The sequence below is a fragment of the Actinokineospora sp. NPDC004072 genome, assembly GCF_053604195.1.
The window spans coordinates 85,579-102,368 of sequence record NZ_JBSGHB010000019.1; the positions used below are offsets into that span (position 1 = coordinate 85,579).

Sequence of the window (16,790 nt, forward strand, 5' to 3'; positions counted from 1 at the left end):
CTGGGGTCAGACGGGTTCGGTGCGGTGTTCGGTTGTCCACCGGGCTAGGCGGCGGGGGGCGTCTTCGGGGGTGCAGCGCCACATGCCTGCGTCGGCGCAGCGGCGGACGACGGTGCCGTGCTCGCGCCAGAGGCGGAGGCCGCGGCGGACCAGGAGGGGGAGGGCCTTGCGCGACTCGGCGACGTCGCGGGCCAGGCGGCGGGCGAAGGTGCGGGCGCCGCCGGGGGACAGGACCAGGGCGTCGGCCAGCACGCCCGCGGCCTGGCAGCCCGCGACGATCCGGTCGGCGAACAGGCCCTCGGCCACGAAGGCGGGGGCGCCCGTCGTGACCATCCGGCTGGTGCTCACCCGGCGGTCGCTGGCGATGTCGTAGCGGGGCACGTCGGCCTCACCGGCGGTCGCCAGCCCGACGACGGCCGCGAGCGCCTCGTCGGCGTGCCAGGACCCCGGCGCGTCCCAGTCGACCCGGCCAGCGGCGTCGCGGGGCAGCAGCGGGTCGTCGCCGTCGCGGTAGAAGTCGTCCAGCCGCAGCACCGGCAGGCCGAGCCCGGCCGCCAGCGTGGACTTCCCGGACCCGGAGGGACCCGACAGCAGAATCACCGGAATCAGCGCCACGGGACGCCATTATCCCATGCCGCCATCGCCGCCCCGCTGATCGTCCACCGTGCCAGGATGAACCGCAGCCACCGACAGCCCAGGGGGAGACATGTCGTACCTCGGTTCCCACTCAGCCGCCCAGTCGTCCGACCCCTACCAGGGCGACACCGGCGAGGTGAGCGGCGTCTACCACCCCGCAGACGGCATCGAGGCGCTGGTCCGCCCCAAGTCGACCGCCCTGTTCGTCGCCCCCGGCTCGGCGACCGACGGCAAGTTCGGCCTCTTCCGCTGGCAGATGGCCCCGCACGCAGGCGGCCCCGGCGCCCACTTCCACCGCACCTTCTCCGAGTCGTTCTACATCCTCGACGGCACGGTCCGCCTCTACAACGGCGAGAAGTGGGTCGACGCCACCGCAGGCGACTTCCTCTTCGTCCCCGAAGGCGGCATCCACGCCTTCCGCAACGACTCCGACGCCCCCGCCGACATGCTGATCCTCTTCGCCCCCGGCTCGCCGCGGGAGAACTACTTCCAGGAACTGGCCGAGGTAGCCGACAAGGGCCTCGACCTCACCCCAGAAGAATGGACCGCCCTCTACGCCCGCCACGACCAGTTCATGGTCGACAGCTGACCCGAGGCCCCGAGCCCCGCCGCTGCCCACGGCACGCCGCGGCCTGGAGACCACAGCCTGTGCTACCAGTCCGCAGGGACCAGCCGCCCGGTAGGAGCCCAGGCCAGTCCCACACCGCCTCCCCCGGTCTGCCGGACCGTCATGGCGGCCCACGCGGGGCCCGGTCGCGGGTGTGCAGGGGAGAGGTGGGCTGCCTTCCGGTAGCCGTGTGGGTGGTAGCGGGTAGCGTCGAGCCCCGTGGAACAGGAGTTCGACTTCGACCTCTACGGCAGCGAGCCCGCCCCGGCCAAGCGGGTCGACCAGCAGGCGCCGTTGGCCGTGCGGATGCGCCCGGCGTCGTTGGACGAGGTTGTCGGGCAGGACCACCTGCTCGGGCCTGGGGCTCCGCTGCGCAGGCTGGTCGAGGGCGCCGCCCCCGCCTCCCTGCTGCTGTACGGACCGCCGGGCACGGGCAAGACCACCCTGGCGACGCTGGTCTCCTCCGCCATCGGCAGGCGCTTCGTCGCGCTCTCCGCGCTCACCGCGGGCGTGAAGGAGGTCCGCGCCGTCATCGACGACGCCCGCCGCAGGCTAGCCCGCTCCGGGGAGTCGACCGTCCTGTTCATCGACGAGGTCCACCGCTTTTCCCGCACCCAGCAGGACGCCCTGCTGGGTGCGGTCGAGGACCGGACCGTGCTGCTGGTCGCCGCGACCACCGAGAACCCGTTCTTCTCCGTCGTCTCACCACTCCTTTCCCGTTCGCTCGTGCTCCAGCTCAAACCGCTTGAGGACGACCACGTCCGCGCCCTCGTCCGCCGCGCCATCGAGGATGAGCGCGGCCTGGCGGGCAGCGTCACCCTCGACGCCGGCGCCGAGGACCACATCGTCCGGCTCGCAGGCGGCGACGCCCGCCGGGCGCTGACCGCGCTGGAGGCCGCGGCGGACTCGGCGAGCGCGACCCAGGCCAAGGTCATCGACCTGCCCACCGTCGAGGCCACAGTGGACAAGGCCGCCGTCCGCTACGACCGCCAGGGCGATCAGCACTACGACGTCGTCAGCGCCTTCATCAAGTCGATCCGCGGCTCCGACGTGGACGCCGCCCTCCACTACCTGGCGCGCATGATCGAGGCGGGCGAGGATCCGCGGTTCATCGCCCGGCGGCTGATCGTGCACGCCAGCGAGGACATCGGGATGGCCGACCCGACCGCCCTGCAGGTCGCGGTCGCCGCCGCGCAGGCCGTGCAGCTGATCGGCATGCCCGAGGGCAGGCTCGCGCTGGCGCAGGCCACCGTGCACCTGGCCACCGCGCCCAAGTCCAACGCCGTCATCACCGCCATCGACGCCGCGATGGCCGACGTGCGCGCGGGCGCGGCGGGGAGCGTCCCGCCCCACCTGCGGGACGGGCACTACGCGGGCGCCAAGAAGCTCGGCAACGCCACCGGCTACCGCTATCCGCACAACGTGCCCGAAGGGGTGCTCGCCCAGCAGTACCCGCCGGACGACCTCGTCGGCCGCGACTACTACCACCCCACGAATCGTGGTTCCGAACGTCCATTGGCTGATCGCCTCCCGAAATTGCGACGGGTCATACGGGACCAGTGAACCGGGAATCGGGGAGGGGGCGGCGGGGTTGTCCACAGGCCCTGGTTGTCCACATTCGCGGAATTTGAGTGGCCGCGTGCGACGCCGCCCCGGACACTGGTCCGGCAGCACCGGCCGGCGGACCGCGCGGTAGCCTGACGCGGATCAATCCGGGACGAGGAGGGCGTGTGACCGCAGGGGAGATTGCCTGGCTGATCGGCGCGGGCGCGTTCGCGGTCGTGGCGATCGTGCTGTGCATCGTGCTGTTCAAGCTCGGCCGCACCCTCGACGCCGTCACCAGCGCCGTCCAGAAGGCGGAGCGCAACAGCGACCCGCTCTTCAGCGGCGCCAACACCACGATCAGCCACGTGAACACCCAGCTGGAGCGCGTCGACGGCATCACCGCCAACGCCCAGGCCGTCACCGGCAACGTCTCCGCGCTGACCTCGGTGTTCACCGCGACCCTCGGCGGCCCCCTGGTCAAGGCCGCCGCCCTGTCCTACGGCATCGGCAAGGCGATCAAGGCCCGCCGCCGCGCCAAGGGCGAGGCCGAGGGCAAGCACGCCCGCCGCGGGCGCCGGGGAGCCCGGTCGTGAGCCGCCTGTTCTGGATGGGCGTCGGCCTGGCCGCGGGCGTCGCCCTCTCCCGCAAGGCCCGCCGCACCGCCCACGCCGTCACCCCATCGGGGATGGCCGAGAACGTCGGCGACGCCGTCCGCGAGCTGGCGGGGGCCATCGGCGCGTTCGGCGCCGACGTGCGCGCGGGCATGGCCGAGCGCGAGGACGAGCTCGCCGACATGGTGGAGCGCCGCAGCGGCGTGCGCACCCGCCGCACCGACGCGCGAGCGCGCCGGGCGGACGGCCGCGCCTGACCGCCGTCCGCCGCCGCCAGCCCGCCTGCCAGACCTACCGAGGACCATGATCGTGCAGACCCACGAGATCCGCAGCCGCTTCCTGTCGCATTTCACCAACGCCGGGCACACCGAGGTGCCCAGCGCCTCGCTGATCCTGGACGACCCGAACCTGCTGTTCGTCAACGCCGGAATGGTGCAGTTCAAGCCGTACTTCCTGGGCGAGGCCCCACCGCCTTACCCGCGCGCGACCAGCGTGCAGAAGTGCGTGCGCACCGGTGACATCGATGAGGTCGGAAAGACCACCCGCCACAACACCTTCTTCCAGATGGCGGGCAACTTCTCCTTCGGCGACTACTTCAAGGCGGGCGCGATCGAGCACGCCTGGAGCTTGATCACCACCAGCCAGGACGAGGGCGGCTACGGCTTCGACCCCGACCGCATCTGGGCGACGGTCTACGAGGACGACGACGAGGCCTACGAGCTCTGGCAGAAGGTCGCGGGCCTGCCCGTCGAGCGCATCCAGCGCCGCGGCGGCCTGGACAACTACTGGGACATGGGCATCCCCGGCCCCGGTGGCCCCTGCTCGGAGATCTACTACGACCGCGGCCCCGAGCACGGCCGGGAGGGCGGCCCGGTCGTCGACGAGGACCGGTACCTGGAGATCTGGAACCTGGTCTTCATGCAGGACGTGCGTGGCGAGCTCAGCCCCAAGCAGGGCAACCCGCCGATCGGCGTCCTCCCGGAGAAGAACATCGACACCGGGATGGGCATCGAGCGCGTCGCCTACCTGCTGCAGGGCGTCGACAACGTCTACGAGACCGACCTGGTGCGCCCGGTCATCACCAAGGCCGAGGAGATGTCCGGCCGCCGCTACGGCGCGGGCAACCCGGTCGACGACGTGCGCTTCCGCGTCATCGCCGACCACGCCCGCAGCGGCGTCATGCTGGTCGGCGACGGGGTCACCCCCGGCAACGAGGCCCGCGGCTACGTGCTGCGCCGCCTGCTGCGCCGCATCGTGCGCTCCGTGCGCCTGCTGGGCGTCACCGACCCGGTGCTGCCCGAGTTCGCCGCCGTCGTCCGCGACACGATGGGACCGTCCTACCCCGACCTGGTGAAGGACTTCCCGCGCATCGAGTCGGTGGTGCGCAACGAGGAGGAGACCTTCCTCGGCACACTGGCCAGCGGCCTGAAGATCTTCGACATGGCCGCGGGCGAGATCAAGACCGCAGGCGGCTCGCAGCTGCCCGGCGACAAGGCGTTCCAGCTGCACGACACCTACGGCTTCCCGATCGACCTGACCCTGGAGATGGCCGCCGAGAAGGGCCTGACGGTCGACGAGCAGGGCTTCCGCGACCTGATGGCCGAGCAGCGCGCCCGCGCCAAGGCCGCGGTCAAGAAGACCGGCCACGGCGACCAGACCGTCTACCGCGACCTGCTCGCGCTCGGCGCCACCGAGTTCACCGGCTACCAGGAGCTGGACACCGAGGCCGTCGTGCGCGGCCTGGTCCGCGAGGGCGTGCGGGTGCCCTCGGCCGTTGAGGGCGAGATCGTCGAGGTCGTCGTCGACCGCACCTCCCTCTACGCCGAGTCCGGCGGCCAGGAGTCCGACGCCGGGCTCATCGTCGGCGACGGCGTCGAGCTGGAGGTGCTCGACGTGCAGAAGGTGGCCCGCAAGCTGTGGGTCCACCAGGTCCGCGTGCGCAGCGGCGAGGTCACCGAGGGCTTGGCCGTGCAGACGCGCGTCGACCCCGAGTGGCGCATCGGCGCCCGCCAGGGCCACTCCGGCACGCACGTCGTGCACGCCGCGCTGCGCGAGGTGCTCGGCCCGTCGGCGCTGCAGAGCGGCTCGTACAACAAGCCCGGCTACCTGCGGCTGGACTTCGCCTGGTCGGGCGGTCTCTCGCCGGAGACGCGCAGCGAGATCGAGGAGGTCTCCAACCTCGCTGTGCGCAACGACCTGCCCGTCCGCGTGGTCTACACCGACATGGGCGGTGCGCAGGAGATGGGCGCGGTCGCGCTGTTCGGCGAGACCTACGACGAGACCGTGCGCGTGGTCGAGATCGGCGGCCCGTGGTCGCGTGAGCTGTGCGGTGGCACGCACGTGGAGCGGTCGGCCCAGATCGGCCCCATCACGCTGATCGGGGAGTCCTCGGTGGGCTCGGGCAGCCGCCGCCTGGAGGCGTACGTCGGCATGGACGCCATGCGCTACCTGGCCAAGGAGCGCGCGCTCGTGCAGAACCTCGCCACGATGCTGCGCGTGCCCGACGAGGAGGTGCCCGCGCGCGTCGAGGCGCTGGTCGAGCGGCTGCGGCAGGCGGAGAAGGAGCTGGACAAGCTGCGGGCCGGCCAGCTGCTGTCCTCCGCGGGCGAGCTGGCGGCCGCCGCCGAGGACGTCAACGGCACCGCCCTGGTCGCGCTGCGCGCCCCGGACGGCATCGGCGGAAACGACCTGCGCACGCTGGCCGTGGAGGTCCGCAACCGGCTCGGCTCGCGTCCGGGCGTGGTCGCGCTGTTCTCCGCCGACGGCCCCAAGGTCGCCTTCGTGGTGGCCACCACCGCCGCAGGCCGCGATGCCGGGCTGGCCGCGGGCAAGCTCGTGCCCGCCTTCGCCCCGGCGATCGGCGGGCGCGGCGGCGGCAAGCCCGACATGGCCCAGGGCGGGGGCACCGAGCCCGGCGGGATCGAGGCGGCCATCACCGCCCTGCGCGGCGCGCTGGCCCCGTGACCCGTCCCGACCGGCCCGGAGCCGACGACCCCGGCCGCGGCCGCAGGCTCGCGGTGGACGTCGGCTCCGTGCGGGTCGGGGTCGCGCTCAGCGATCCGGCTCCCGTGCTCGCCACGCCGCTGGTTACGCTGTCCCGCGACGAGCGGACGCACAAGGACCTCGACCAGCTCGCCGCGCTCGTCGCCGAGCACGAGGTGGTGGAAGTGGTGGTCGGACTGCCGCGCACGCTGGCCGGTCGGCACGGCCAGGCAGCGGAGGGCGCGCTGGCCTACGCGAGCGCCCTCGGCGCGCGCATCGCACCCGTCCCGGTCCGGCTCGCCGATGAGCGGCTCACCACCGTGTCGGCCTCGCGCATGCTCAGCCAGCGCGGGGTGCGCGGGAAGAAGCAGCGCGCGGTCGTCGACCAGGCCGCCGCCGTGGAGATCCTGCAGGGCTGGCTGGACGCCAGGGCGGCGGCGCTCGCCCGGACCGCGGAGGAGCCATGAACGACGAACTGGACCTGTTCGACGACAACTCCGACCGCGAGCAGGGCGCCAGAGGCAAGCGGATCAAGCTCGCGGTCTTCGGGGTCCTCGTCGTCCTGCTGATCGGCGCGGGCGTCTGGTACGGCTGGCGGCAGCTCTCCGGCCTGGGCGGCTACGACGACTTCGCCGGTCCGGGGGAGACCGACGTGGTCATCGAGGTCAAGGCGGGCGACTCGACCGGCGCGATCGCCGGGACGCTGGTCGAGCAGGGCGTGGTGGCCAGTTCGCGGGCGTTCGTCGCCGCGGCCGAGGACAACGCGCAGGTGCGGGCCGTGCAGCCCGGGTTCTACGTGATGCGGACCAAGATCTCCGGGCAGGACGCGGTCACGCGCATCGTCAACCCGAAGGCGCGGGTCGGGAACCTGCAGATCAAGCCGGGCACGCAGCTGCACGACGTCAAGAAGTCCAGTGACGAGGTGACGCCCGGGGTCGTGTCGCTGCTGTCGAAGGCGTCGTGCGCGGAGCTGAACGGCAAGAGCACGTGCGTGCCGGTCGAGGAGCTGCTGAAGGTCGCCGAGAAGGGCGACCTGGCCTCCCTCGGCGTGCCGGACTGGGCGCTGGCCGACGCGGCCAAGGCCCCGGCCGCGCGACGGCTGGAGGGGTTGATCGCCCCCGCCGTCTACGACGTGCGGCCGGGCGCGACGGCCGAGGAGCTGTGGAAGAAGGTGCTGGCGGACTCCTCCGCGCACTGGCAGAGCTACGGCATGCCGAGCATCGCCGACTCGTCCGGGTTCTCGCCGTACCAGTTCCTCACGATGGCGTCGCTGGTGCAGCGCGAGGGGATCGCCAAGGACTTCGGCAAGGTCGCCCGGGTGATCTACAACCGGCTGGAGATCGGCATGGCGCTGGCCTTCGACTCCACGATCAACTACGTGCTGGACCGGCCGAACATCGCCACCAGCGACGCCGACCGCAACAAGGCGGGGCCGTACAACACCTACAAGAACATGGGGCTGACGCCGACGCCGATCTCGGCGGCGAGCAAGGACGCCCTGGCCGCGGTCGCGGAGCCGCCCGCAGGCAAGTGGCTGTTCTTCGTGCTGTGCGAGAAGGACGGCACGTCCTGCTTCGCCGAGACCTTCGAGCAGCACCAGGCCAACCGCGACCTGGCCAAGCGCAACGGCGCGTTCTGATGGAGCGCGCTCGGGCGGCGGTGCTGGGCTCCCCGGTGTCGCATTCGCTGTCCCCGGTGCTGCACTCGGCCGCGTACGCCGCGCTCGGCCTGGACTGGACCTATGAGCGGGTCGAGTGCGACGAGCAGCGGCTGCCGGGCCTGGTCGGCGAGCTGGGGCCGGAGTGGGTCGGGTTGTCGGTGACCATGCCGGGCAAGCGGGCCGCGCTCGCGGTCGCGGACTCGGCGACCGAGCGGGCCCGGGCGGTGGGTGCGGCGAACACGCTGGTCCGCAGCGGTGCCGGGTGGCACGCGGACAGCACGGACATCGATGGCGTCACCGGGGCCCTGCGGGCGAACGGATTCACTGTGGACTCCGGGTCGGCGGTGGTCCTGGGTGCTGGCGGGACGGCGTGCGCTGCGCTGGCTGCCGTTGTCGAGCTGGGGATTCCGGACGCGGTGGTGGTCGTCCGGGAGCCCGCGCGGGCGGGGGACGCGGTGGGGTGCGCCGAGCGGCTGGGGCTGCCGCTGCGGGTGGTGCGGTGGTCGGAGACGGACTTCGACTCGGTGGCCGCGTCGGCGGCGGTGCTGGTGAACACGGCTCCGGCCGCGGCGACGGCGGGGCTGGCGGCGTCGCTGGCGCGGGCCCGGCACGTGCTCGACGTGATCTACCACCCGTGGCCGACGCCGCTGGCCGAGGCGCGGGACGGGAAGCTGGCCACCGGGCTGGACATGTTGCTGCACCAGGCTTTCGGGCAGGTGGAGCAGTTCACCGGCAAGGAAGCGCCGCGCCGGGAGATGCGCGACGCCTTGCGCGCGGCGACTGGCGGACTGCTGCCCCTTCCGCTCTGAGCAGCACGGCCTGGGCATCGCACGCCGGCGCGCGTACGTTGAGATTCGGAGCAACTGCTCCGAATCTCACCGGAGGTCCCGATGCGTACTGGATTGCTTCCCGCTCTGCTGGGCATGGCCGCCTTGGCCTGCGCGCTGGCGGTTCACCACCCGGGGGCCGGCGTCGCCCTCGCCGTCTTGGCGGGTGCGCTGGCGGGCTTGGCCGCGCGGTTGCTGCTGAGTGCCCTGCCGCGGGGGATGCCGGTGCCGCCTGGGGTCTGCGAGGTGCTGACGGCGGCCCTGTGGGGCGTGATCGCCGCCCGCTGGGTGTCCGGCGGCTTACCGGGCTGGTGGGTGCCGACGGCGTGCGTGCTGACTTGGGTGGCGGTGCCGCTCGTCCTCGTCGACCTGCGCCATCGGCGCTTGCCCGACGCCTTGACCTTAGGCGGCTTACCGGTGCTCGGGGTCGCACTGGCGATCGCGGCTTCGGCGGGCGGAGGCGGTGATGTCGTCGTGCGCGCGGTGCTCGGTGCGGTGGGGTTCTTTGCGGTGCACGCGCTGATCGCCTTGCTGCGTCCGGGCTCGGTGGGTGGCGGGGACGTGAAGCTGGCACTGCTGGTCGGCGCGGTGCTGGGGGTCCTGGGCGTGGAGGCGCTGCTGATCGCGCTGGTGGGCGCCTCGGCGGTGACGCTGGTGCTGATCGCCGCGGTGCCGCGCTGGCGGTCGGGGGCGCCGCACGGGCCGGGCATGCTCGCAGCGGCCTGCGCCTTGGCGATCGTCGGCGTGTGACGTCGGGTCGGTGGTCCGATCGTCGCCGGTGGGAGTGCCGTCCGGTCGGTCCCGCAGTCGATCCAGCGCGGGTGCCGACGGGGGCCGTTAGGTCAGTCGATGCAATTCGGAAGGTGGTGGTTGATGTTCGTTGAGCGGACGTGTGCGGTCTGAGCTGCGGATTCTCGGCTGGTGCCGGAGGTGGTCGGTCCGATCCCGGCGACCGGGCGCGCGGCGGGCATGGAAGTATTCCGGGCGTGCTGCGTTGGATGACCGCTGGAGAGTCGCACGGGCCCGCGCTGGTGGCCGTGCTCGAGGGAATGGTGGCCGGAGTCGAGGTCACCACCGCCGACCTGGGCGAGCAGATGGCCCGCAGGCGGCTCGGGTTCGGGCGCAGCCCGCGGATGGGGTTCGAGACCGACCACGTCGAGTTCCTCGGCGGGGTGCGCCACGGGCTCACCCAGGGCGGGCCGATCGCGGTGCGGATCGAGAACGCCGAGTGGCCCAAGTGGGAGACCGTCATGGCGGCCGACCCGGTGGACCCCGAGGTGCTGGCCAACCAGGCTCGCAACGAGCCGCTGACCCGGCCGCGGCCGGGGCACGCCGACCTGCCGGGCATGCAGAAGTACGGGTTCGACGAGGCACGGCCCGTGCTCGAGCGGGCCAGCGCGCGGGAGACGGCGGCGCGGACGGCGGCGGGGACGGTGGCGCGCAACTTCCTGCGGCAGCTGTTCGGGGCCGAGATCGTCAGCCACGTGGTGTCGATCGGCGGGGCGGTGGCGCCGGACGGGCCGCTGCCGGGGCCGGGCGACCTGGCCGCGATCGACGCCAGCCCGGTGCGGGCGTTCGACCCGGCGGGGACCGAGGCGATGGTCGCCGAGGTGGAGGCCGTCAAGAAGGCGGGCGACACCGTCGGCGGGGTCATCGAGGTCATCGTCTACGGGCTGCCGCCGGGGCTGGGCTCGCACGTGCACTGGGACCGCAGGCTCGACGCGCGGCTGGCCGGGGCGTTGATGGGCGTGCAGGCCATGAAGGGGGTCGAGATCGGCGACGGCTTCACCACCGCGACGCGGTGGGGCAGCCAGGCGCACGACGAGATCGACCGGGCCGAGGGCACCGTCACCGGGGTCAGCAGGCGGTCGAACCGGGCAGGCGGGCTGGAGGGCGGCATCACCAACGGCGAGCCGCTGCGGGTGCGGGTGGCGATGAAGCCGATCTCCACCGTGCCGCGGGCGCTGGCGACCGTGGACGTGGTGACCGGCGAGCCCGCGGTGGCCATCCACCAGCGCTCCGACGTCTGCGCCGTGCCGCGGGCGGGGGTCGTGCTGGAGTCCGTGGTGGCGCTGGTCGTGGCCGAGGCCGCGCTGGAGAAGTTCGGCGGCGACTCGCTGCCGGAGACCCGGCGCAACCTCGACGGCTACCTCGCGTCCCTGCGGGAGCGCTGGTGACCACGGGCGGGGGAGGGGGCGGGGGCGGGGCCCGTCCGGTCGCCGTGGTCGTCGGGCCGCCGGGGGCGGGGAAGACGACGGTCGGGGAGGCGTTGGCGGCGGCGTTGGGGGTCGGGTTCCGCGACACCGATGCCGATGTCGTGGCCGCGGTGGGCAAGTCCGTGGCGGAGATCTTCACCGAGGACGGCGAGGAGGCGTTCCGGGCGGCTGAGGAGGACGCGGTCGCCAAGGCGCTGGTGGAGCACGACGGGGTGCTGTCGCTCGGGGGTGGGGCCGTGCTGTCGGCGCGGACCCGGGAGCTGCTGGGCGGGCACACCGTGGTGTTCCTGAACGTCGGGCTGGCCGAGGGGGTGCGGCGGACGGGGCTGTCGACGGCGCGGCCGCTGCTGGCCGGGGTCAACCCGCGGGCGAAGTTCAAGGAGCTGCTGGACGCGCGGTTGCCGCTGTACCGGGAGGTGGCGACCGTGGAGGTCGACACCGACCGCAGCACCGCCGAGGACGTGGTGGCCCGCCTGGCCGCCGAGCTGGCCGGGGCCTGACGGCCGTGGCCGAGAGGACTGGAGGGACCGTGGGAACCGAGCAGCCCGTGCGGATCCGGGTGGCCACCGGCCAGCCGTACGACGTGGTGGTCGGCAAGGGGCTGCTCGGCGAGCTCGTCGAGGTCGTGCGGGGGTCGTCGAAGGCGGCGATCGTGCACCAGCCGACGCTGACCGCCACCGCGGAGCAGATCCGCGAGGAGCTGGCCGCGGCGGGGGTGGACGCCCACCGCATCGAGATCCCGGACGCCGAGGACGGCAAGGCGCTGTCGGTGGCCGGGTTCTGCTGGGAGGTGCTCGGGCGCATCGGCCTGGACCGGCAGGGCACGGTCGTGGCGCTCGGCGGCGGGGCGGTGACGGACCTGGCCGGGTTCGTCGCGGCGACGTGGATGCGCGGGGTGCGGCTGGTCAACGTGCCGACGACGCTGCTGGGCATGGTCGACGCCGCGGTCGGGGGCAAGACCGGGATCAACACCGAGGCGGGCAAGAACCTCGTGGGGGCCTTCCACGAGCCCGCCGCCGTGCTGGTGGACCTGGCGACGCTGGGGTCGCTGCCGCGCAACGAGTTGGTCGCGGGCATGGCCGAGGTGGTCAAGGGCGGCTTCATCGCCGACCCGGTGATCCTCGACCTGATCGAGGCCGACCCGGCCGCCGCGGTCGACCCCGACGGCGACGTGCTCGCCGAGCTGGTGCGGCGCAAGATCCAGGTCAAGGCCGACGTGGTGGCCAGCGACCTGCGCGAGTCGAGCCTGCGGGAGATCCTCAACTACGGCCACACCCTCGGCCACGCCATCGAGCGCCGCGAGCGCTACCGGTGGCGGCACGGCGCGGCGATCAGCGTCGGCATGGTGTTCGCCGCCGAGCTGGCCCGGTTGGCGGGCAGGCTCGACGACGCCACCGCCGACCGGCACCGCACCATCCTCACCGCGCTGGGGCTGCCGGTCAGCTACGACGCCGACGCGCTGCCGCAGCTGATCGAGACGATGCTCGGCGACAAGAAGACCAAGTCCGGCGTGCTGCGCTTCGTCGTCCTCGACGGCCTGGCCAAGCCGACCCGCCTGGAGGGCCCGGACCCGGCGCTGCTGGCCGCGGCCTACTCGGCGGTGGCCGCCGAGCCGCGCGGGGGCGGGGTGCTGCTGTGATCCTCGTCCTCAACGGCCCGAACCTGGGCAGGCTCGGCACCCGCGAGCCGCAGGTCTACGGCAGCACGACGCACGCCGACTTGGCCGAGCTGTGCGTGCGGACGGGGGCGGTCCTCGGCGTCGAGGTCGAGGTGCGGCAGACCGACCACGAGGGCGAGATGGTCGGCTGGCTGCACGAGGCCGCCGACCGCGACCTGCCGGTGGTCCTCAACGCGGGCGCGTGGACGCACTACTCCATCGCCGTGCGCGACGCCGCCGCCCAGCTCAGCGCGCCGCTGGTGGAGGTGCACATCTCCAACGTCCACAAGCGCGAGGAGTTCCGCAGGCACAGCGTTCTGTCCGACATCGCGGCGGGTGTGATCGTCGGCCTCGGCGTCGACGGCTACGCCCTGGCCCTGCGCTGGCTGGCAGGCGCGTCCCAGGGCTGACCGACGGCGCGCCGCCTGGGCTGGAAATGTGATGCATTCGGCGGTTGGCGCGATGGCGGTTCCGGGGGCGGCGGCGCTCCTACACTGGGCGGCACGCGCGTCATCGGCATGGAAGGTCCCCACCGCTCATGGTTTGCCGGGTCCGGCGGCCGCGGCTTGCCGTGGTCCTGGCTCTCTTCGTTGTGGCCGGGTGCACGTCGGGCACGGCTCTGGTCGAGCCACCGGGCGCCGCGGAGCCGGTGGGCACCACGACGGCGCCTGCCGCGCAGCCGCGGCCCGTCGTCCCCGCGGCCCTGGGCACGGCGCAGGGCAGGCAGAGCGAGCGGGTCATCGCGGCGGGCAGCGCGGACGCGCCCTACAACTATGGGCCGACGCTGATCCGCGAGAGCGGCAAGTACCGCATGTGGTGGTGCAGCCAGCTCGGCGCGGCCGCGCCACCCGGGGATGACCTGCTGCTCGCCGAGACCACCGATCTCGACACGCCCTTCCGCGGCCCGGACGGCAGCGGTGGGCAGGCGGTGTTCTCCGGCAGCCGCACGGGGTTCGACGGCATGCACACCTGCGACCCCTCGGTCATCAAGGTCGACGGGACCTACTACCTCTACTACACCGGCGCCGCGGGCGACCACACGCACGGCAACGCGATCGGGCTGGCCACCAGCCGCGACGGCAAGCGCTGGACCAGGGCCAACGGCGGCAGACCGATCGTCACCTCGGCCCGCGACCAGATCCGCGAGAACGGCTACGGCACGGGCCAGCCCGCCGCGGTCCACCTCGACGGCCACTTCTACCTGCTGTTCACCGACACCACCGCCGGAGCCGCGGGCTGGAACGGCGCGGGCCAGTTCGTCCTGCGCTCGCCCGATCCGACCTTCCAGTCCCAGGTGGAAGCGCTGGGGCCGGACGGCTTCGCGCCCAGCGGCACCACCGGCCCCCGCACCCGCTCGGTGGTGGACGCCTTCAGCGTCGACGTCATGTGGGTCGACGCCCTGGCCGCCTTCGCCATCGCCCACCAGACCGAAGGCGGGACCACGCTGACCTTCTGGGACCGCGACTTCCGCGCCCACCCGTACCACCCGGTCCTCGTCCCCGGCCCGTGGGCCGAGGGCCCCGGCCTGGTCCGCGACCCGCAGGGCCACGCCATCCCCTCCCGCGACGCCCCCTGCGACCGGGTCGCCGTCGACCTCATCCGGGCCACCCGCGTCGAGTCCGCGCCCACGGACCTGCGCCACTTCGGCCTCGACCTGACCGGCACCGCCGCCTGCGCCGACCCCGCCCGCGTCCTCGCCGCCCTCGACGGCTTCGCCGTCCCGTCGCCCCAGCGCACCATCGACGTGATCCGGGACGGCAAGGTGCTGCGGGTCGAGCGCCGGTCGGTGGCCGAGCGCATCGCCACGCGCATCCTGCCGCGCGTCCCCGGCCTCGACGGCATCCCCGCCACCGCGCACCTGCCCGCCGGAGCCCCCGCCGTCCGCACCGGCAGCCGAGCCGGCTTCGTCCTCGACGACGGCAGGCTCTGGCCCATCGCAGACCCCGCCCTCCTCGCCATCAACGGCTCCCGCGCCGAGGAAATCGATCCCGCCGAGTGGGACAGCCACCCCCGCGGCCCGCGGCTCTAGCGGCCGGGCGTTGCTCGCCGTCAACGGCTCCTGCGCCGAGGAGGTCGGTCCAGCCGGTGGGTGAGCACCCTCGCGGCCCACGGCTGTAGCGGCCAGCGTTGCTCGTCGTCGACGGCTCCTGCGCCGAGGGAGATCGACTCCAGCCGGGGGGAGTGAGGGGGAGGACCATCTGCGGCCCGGGTTGGCGTTGCTCGCGGTCGGCGGCTCCTGCGCTGAGGAGGTCGGCCCCAGTCGGTGGGTGAGCACCCTCGCGGCCCGCGGTTAACGGCCGGGCGTTGCTCGCCGTCGGCGGTTCCTGCGCCGAGGAGATCGATCCCAGCCGGGGGAGGGCCACCTGCGGCCCGCGGCTGGGCGTTGCTTGCCGTCGGCGGCTCCCGTCGGGGAGATCGGCCCCGGCCGGGGAGGGCCACTCCGCGGTTCTAGCGGCTCGGTCGGCGGCTCCTGGCGGGGAGATCGAGCCGGCCCACCAGGACCTAGCGGGCTGTGGTCAGGCGCGGGCCGACCAGCAGGCCCAGGCCCGCGGGGACGAGCACCAGCAGGGCGGTGAAGGCCGCGCCGCCGGTCAGGGCGGGGCCGAGGGCGCTGACGCCGGTCTCGTCGACGAACACCGCCCGGCCGACGACCCCCAGCACGGCCGCACCCCAGCCCGCCACCAGGCACGCGATGACCCACGTGCGGCCCCGGTCCGGCACGTCCCGCCAGCCGTCGACCGCCGCCCAGACCGCCGACACCCCCGCCAGCAGGCCCAGCACCAGCGCCGACGCGGTCGACTGGTCGGTCGGGTCCTGGGCGCGCAGCAGTGCCGTGAACACCGCTGCCGCCGCGTGGACGACCGCCAGCACGCCGCCGCGCACCAGCCACATCCGCATCACTGGAGACTAGACGCCGCCCTGCATAGGCTCGCGGACATGGCCGAATCCCACGCACCACGCCGGGACGCCCTGCGCGCGCTCCTGCGCGACCGCGAGCTGGACGCGCTCCTCGTCGTCGACCTGCTCAACATCCGGTACCTCACCGGGTTCACCGGGTCCAACGCCGCGCTGCTGGTCGGCGCGGACGGGGTGGACGTCTTCTGCACCGACGGCCGCTACACCACCCAGGCGCAGCGCCAGGTGCCCGAGCTGCGGCACGTCATCGAGCGCGACAGCGCCCCGGCCGTCGTCGCCGAGGCCGCGGGCCGGGTGGGGTTCGAGAGCCAGCACGTCACCGTCGACGGCCTCGACCAGCTCGCCGCGGCGACCTCGGCGGAGCTGGTCCGGGCGGCGAACCTGGTCGAGCAGCTGCGGCTGGTCAAGGACGAGGCCGAGGTCGACGCCCTGCGCATGGCCTGCGCGACCGCGGACCGGGCGCTGGCCGACCTCGTCGAGCACGGCGGCATCCGCCCGGGCCGCACCGAGCGGGAGGTGGCCCGCGAGCTGGAGTCGCGGATGCTCGACCACGGCGCGGCCGCCCCCAGCTTCGAGTCCATCGTCGCCGCGGGCGCCAACTCCGCGATCCCGCACCACCGGCCCACCGACGCCGTGCTGCAGCCGGGCGACTTCGTCAAGCTGGACTTCGGCGCGCTGGTCGACGGCTACCACTCCGACATGACCCGCACCCTGGTCATCGGCGAGCCCGCGGACTGGCAGCGCGAGCTGTACGAGCTGGTCGCGCTGGCCCAGGCCGAGGGGACGGCGGCGGTGGTCCCGGGCGCGGAGGTCGCGGCCGTCGACGCCGCGGCGCGCCGGGTGATCGAGGACGCGGGCCGCGGCGAGTTCTTCCCGCACGGCCTCGGCCACGGCGTGGGCCTGCGGATCCACGAGGCCCCCAGCCTCGCCAAGACCGGCGGCGGTACACTCGCCGCTGGCATGGCGGTCACCGTCGAGCCGGGCGTCTACCTGCCCGGCAGGGGCGGGGTCCGCATCGAGGACACGCTCGTCGTGCGGGACGCAGGTCCTGAACTCCTCACGCTGACCACCAAGCAGCTCATGGTCGTCTGACCCGGTGTCGGACGCCACCCGGGCGCGCCGGAAACACAGGA

General features: G+C 73.7%; 17 protein-coding genes. 15 read left to right on the top strand and 2 right to left on the bottom strand.

Translation table 11 applies throughout. The features are described 5' to 3' along the window. Nucleotides 1-6: 6 nt before the first annotated feature. The gene (locus ACWEPX_RS26105) at nt 7-615 is read right to left on the bottom strand and encodes a uridine kinase family protein (protein ID WP_451899882.1); all 609 of its coding nucleotides are present in this window, start codon (nt 613-615) and stop codon (nt 7-9) included. 91 nt (nt 616-706) lie between these two features. On the opposite strand from ACWEPX_RS26105, the gene ACWEPX_RS26110 reads away from it, so the two are divergent. The 14 genes from ACWEPX_RS26110 to ACWEPX_RS26175 all read left to right on the top strand — a co-directional run bounded on the left by ACWEPX_RS26110 (nt 707) and on the right by ACWEPX_RS26175 (nt 14,770). After that, on the top strand, nt 707-1,225 hold the full coding sequence (locus tag ACWEPX_RS26110; RefSeq protein ID WP_451899883.1) for a cupin domain-containing protein: 519 nt from the start codon (nt 707-709) through the stop codon (nt 1,223-1,225). A 237-nt stretch (nt 1,226-1,462) separates the two neighbouring features. After that, nucleotides 1,463-2,806 (top strand): replication-associated recombination protein A, encoded by a 1,344-nt coding sequence (locus ACWEPX_RS26115; RefSeq protein ID WP_451899884.1) that lies wholly within the window; start codon nt 1,463-1,465, stop codon nt 2,804-2,806. 167 nt (nt 2,807-2,973) lie between these two features. Next, nucleotides 2,974-3,381, top strand: coding sequence for a DUF948 domain-containing protein (locus ACWEPX_RS26120; protein ID WP_451899885.1), 408 nt, complete (start codon nt 2,974-2,976; stop codon nt 3,379-3,381). Continuing rightward, on the top strand, nt 3,378-3,656 hold the full coding sequence (locus ACWEPX_RS26125; protein WP_451899886.1) for a hypothetical protein: 279 nt from the start codon (nt 3,378-3,380) through the stop codon (nt 3,654-3,656). Before ACWEPX_RS26120 ends, ACWEPX_RS26125 begins: the two co-directional genes overlap by 4 nt. Before the next feature lie 52 nt (nt 3,657-3,708). Continuing rightward, entirely contained in the window at nt 3,709-6,363 is a 2,655-nt protein-coding gene (gene alaS / locus ACWEPX_RS26130) for an alanine--tRNA ligase (protein WP_451899930.1), read from the top strand. Further along, complete coding sequence (ruvX, locus tag ACWEPX_RS26135) at nt 6,360-6,848, top strand: Holliday junction resolvase RuvX (protein WP_451899887.1); 489 nt, start codon at nt 6,360-6,362, stop codon at nt 6,846-6,848. Before alaS ends, ruvX begins: the two co-directional genes overlap by 4 nt. Further along, a complete protein-coding gene (mltG, locus tag ACWEPX_RS26140; protein ID WP_451899888.1) occupies nt 6,845-8,020 on the top strand; it encodes an endolytic transglycosylase MltG in 1,176 nt (391 codons plus the stop codon). Before ruvX ends, mltG begins: the two co-directional genes overlap by 4 nt. Further along, nucleotides 8,020-8,850: a shikimate dehydrogenase gene (locus ACWEPX_RS26145; protein WP_451899889.1), complete on the top strand. Its 831-nt coding sequence runs from the start codon at nt 8,020-8,022 to the stop codon at nt 8,848-8,850. Before mltG ends, ACWEPX_RS26145 begins: the two co-directional genes overlap by 1 nt. Nucleotides 8,851-8,964: 114 nt before the next feature. After that, on the top strand, nt 8,965-9,618 hold the full coding sequence (locus ACWEPX_RS26150) for a prepilin peptidase (RefSeq protein WP_451899890.1): 654 nt from the start codon (nt 8,965-8,967) through the stop codon (nt 9,616-9,618). Nucleotides 9,619-9,854: 236 nt separating this feature from the next. Next, nucleotides 9,855-11,045 carry a chorismate synthase gene (aroC, locus tag ACWEPX_RS26155; RefSeq protein WP_451899891.1) on the top strand — a complete coding sequence of 397 codons (1,191 nt, stop codon included), beginning with the start codon at nt 9,855-9,857 and terminating at the stop codon, nt 11,043-11,045. Continuing rightward, nucleotides 11,042-11,584 (top strand): shikimate kinase, encoded by a 543-nt coding sequence (locus ACWEPX_RS26160; protein WP_451899892.1) that lies wholly within the window; start codon nt 11,042-11,044, stop codon nt 11,582-11,584. Before aroC ends, ACWEPX_RS26160 begins: the two co-directional genes overlap by 4 nt. Before the next feature lie 29 nt (nt 11,585-11,613). Next, entirely contained in the window at nt 11,614-12,723 is a 1,110-nt protein-coding gene (aroB, locus tag ACWEPX_RS26165) for a 3-dehydroquinate synthase (RefSeq protein WP_451899893.1), read from the top strand. Further along, nucleotides 12,723-13,151, top strand: a complete 429-nt coding sequence (aroQ, locus tag ACWEPX_RS26170) for a type II 3-dehydroquinate dehydratase (protein ID WP_451899931.1) — start codon at nt 12,723-12,725, stop codon at nt 13,149-13,151. Before aroB ends, aroQ begins: the two co-directional genes overlap by 1 nt. Nucleotides 13,152-13,390: 239 nt before the next feature. After that, entirely contained in the window at nt 13,391-14,770 is a 1,380-nt protein-coding gene (locus tag ACWEPX_RS26175) for a beta-xylosidase (RefSeq protein ID WP_451899894.1), read from the top strand. A gap of 473 nt (nt 14,771-15,243) precedes the next feature. Here ACWEPX_RS26175 and ACWEPX_RS26180 read toward each other — a convergent pair whose 3' ends face one another. Further along, nucleotides 15,244-15,639 carry a B-4DMT family transporter gene (locus tag ACWEPX_RS26180; protein ID WP_451899895.1) on the bottom strand — a complete coding sequence of 132 codons (396 nt, stop codon included), beginning with the start codon at nt 15,637-15,639 and terminating at the stop codon, nt 15,244-15,246. A 39-nt stretch (nt 15,640-15,678) separates the two neighbouring features. On the opposite strand from ACWEPX_RS26180, the gene ACWEPX_RS26185 reads away from it, so the two are divergent. Beyond that, the gene (locus ACWEPX_RS26185) at nt 15,679-16,749 is read left to right on the top strand and encodes a M24 family metallopeptidase (protein ID WP_451899896.1); all 1,071 of its coding nucleotides are present in this window, start codon (nt 15,679-15,681) and stop codon (nt 16,747-16,749) included. Nucleotides 16,750-16,790 lie beyond the last annotated feature (41 nt).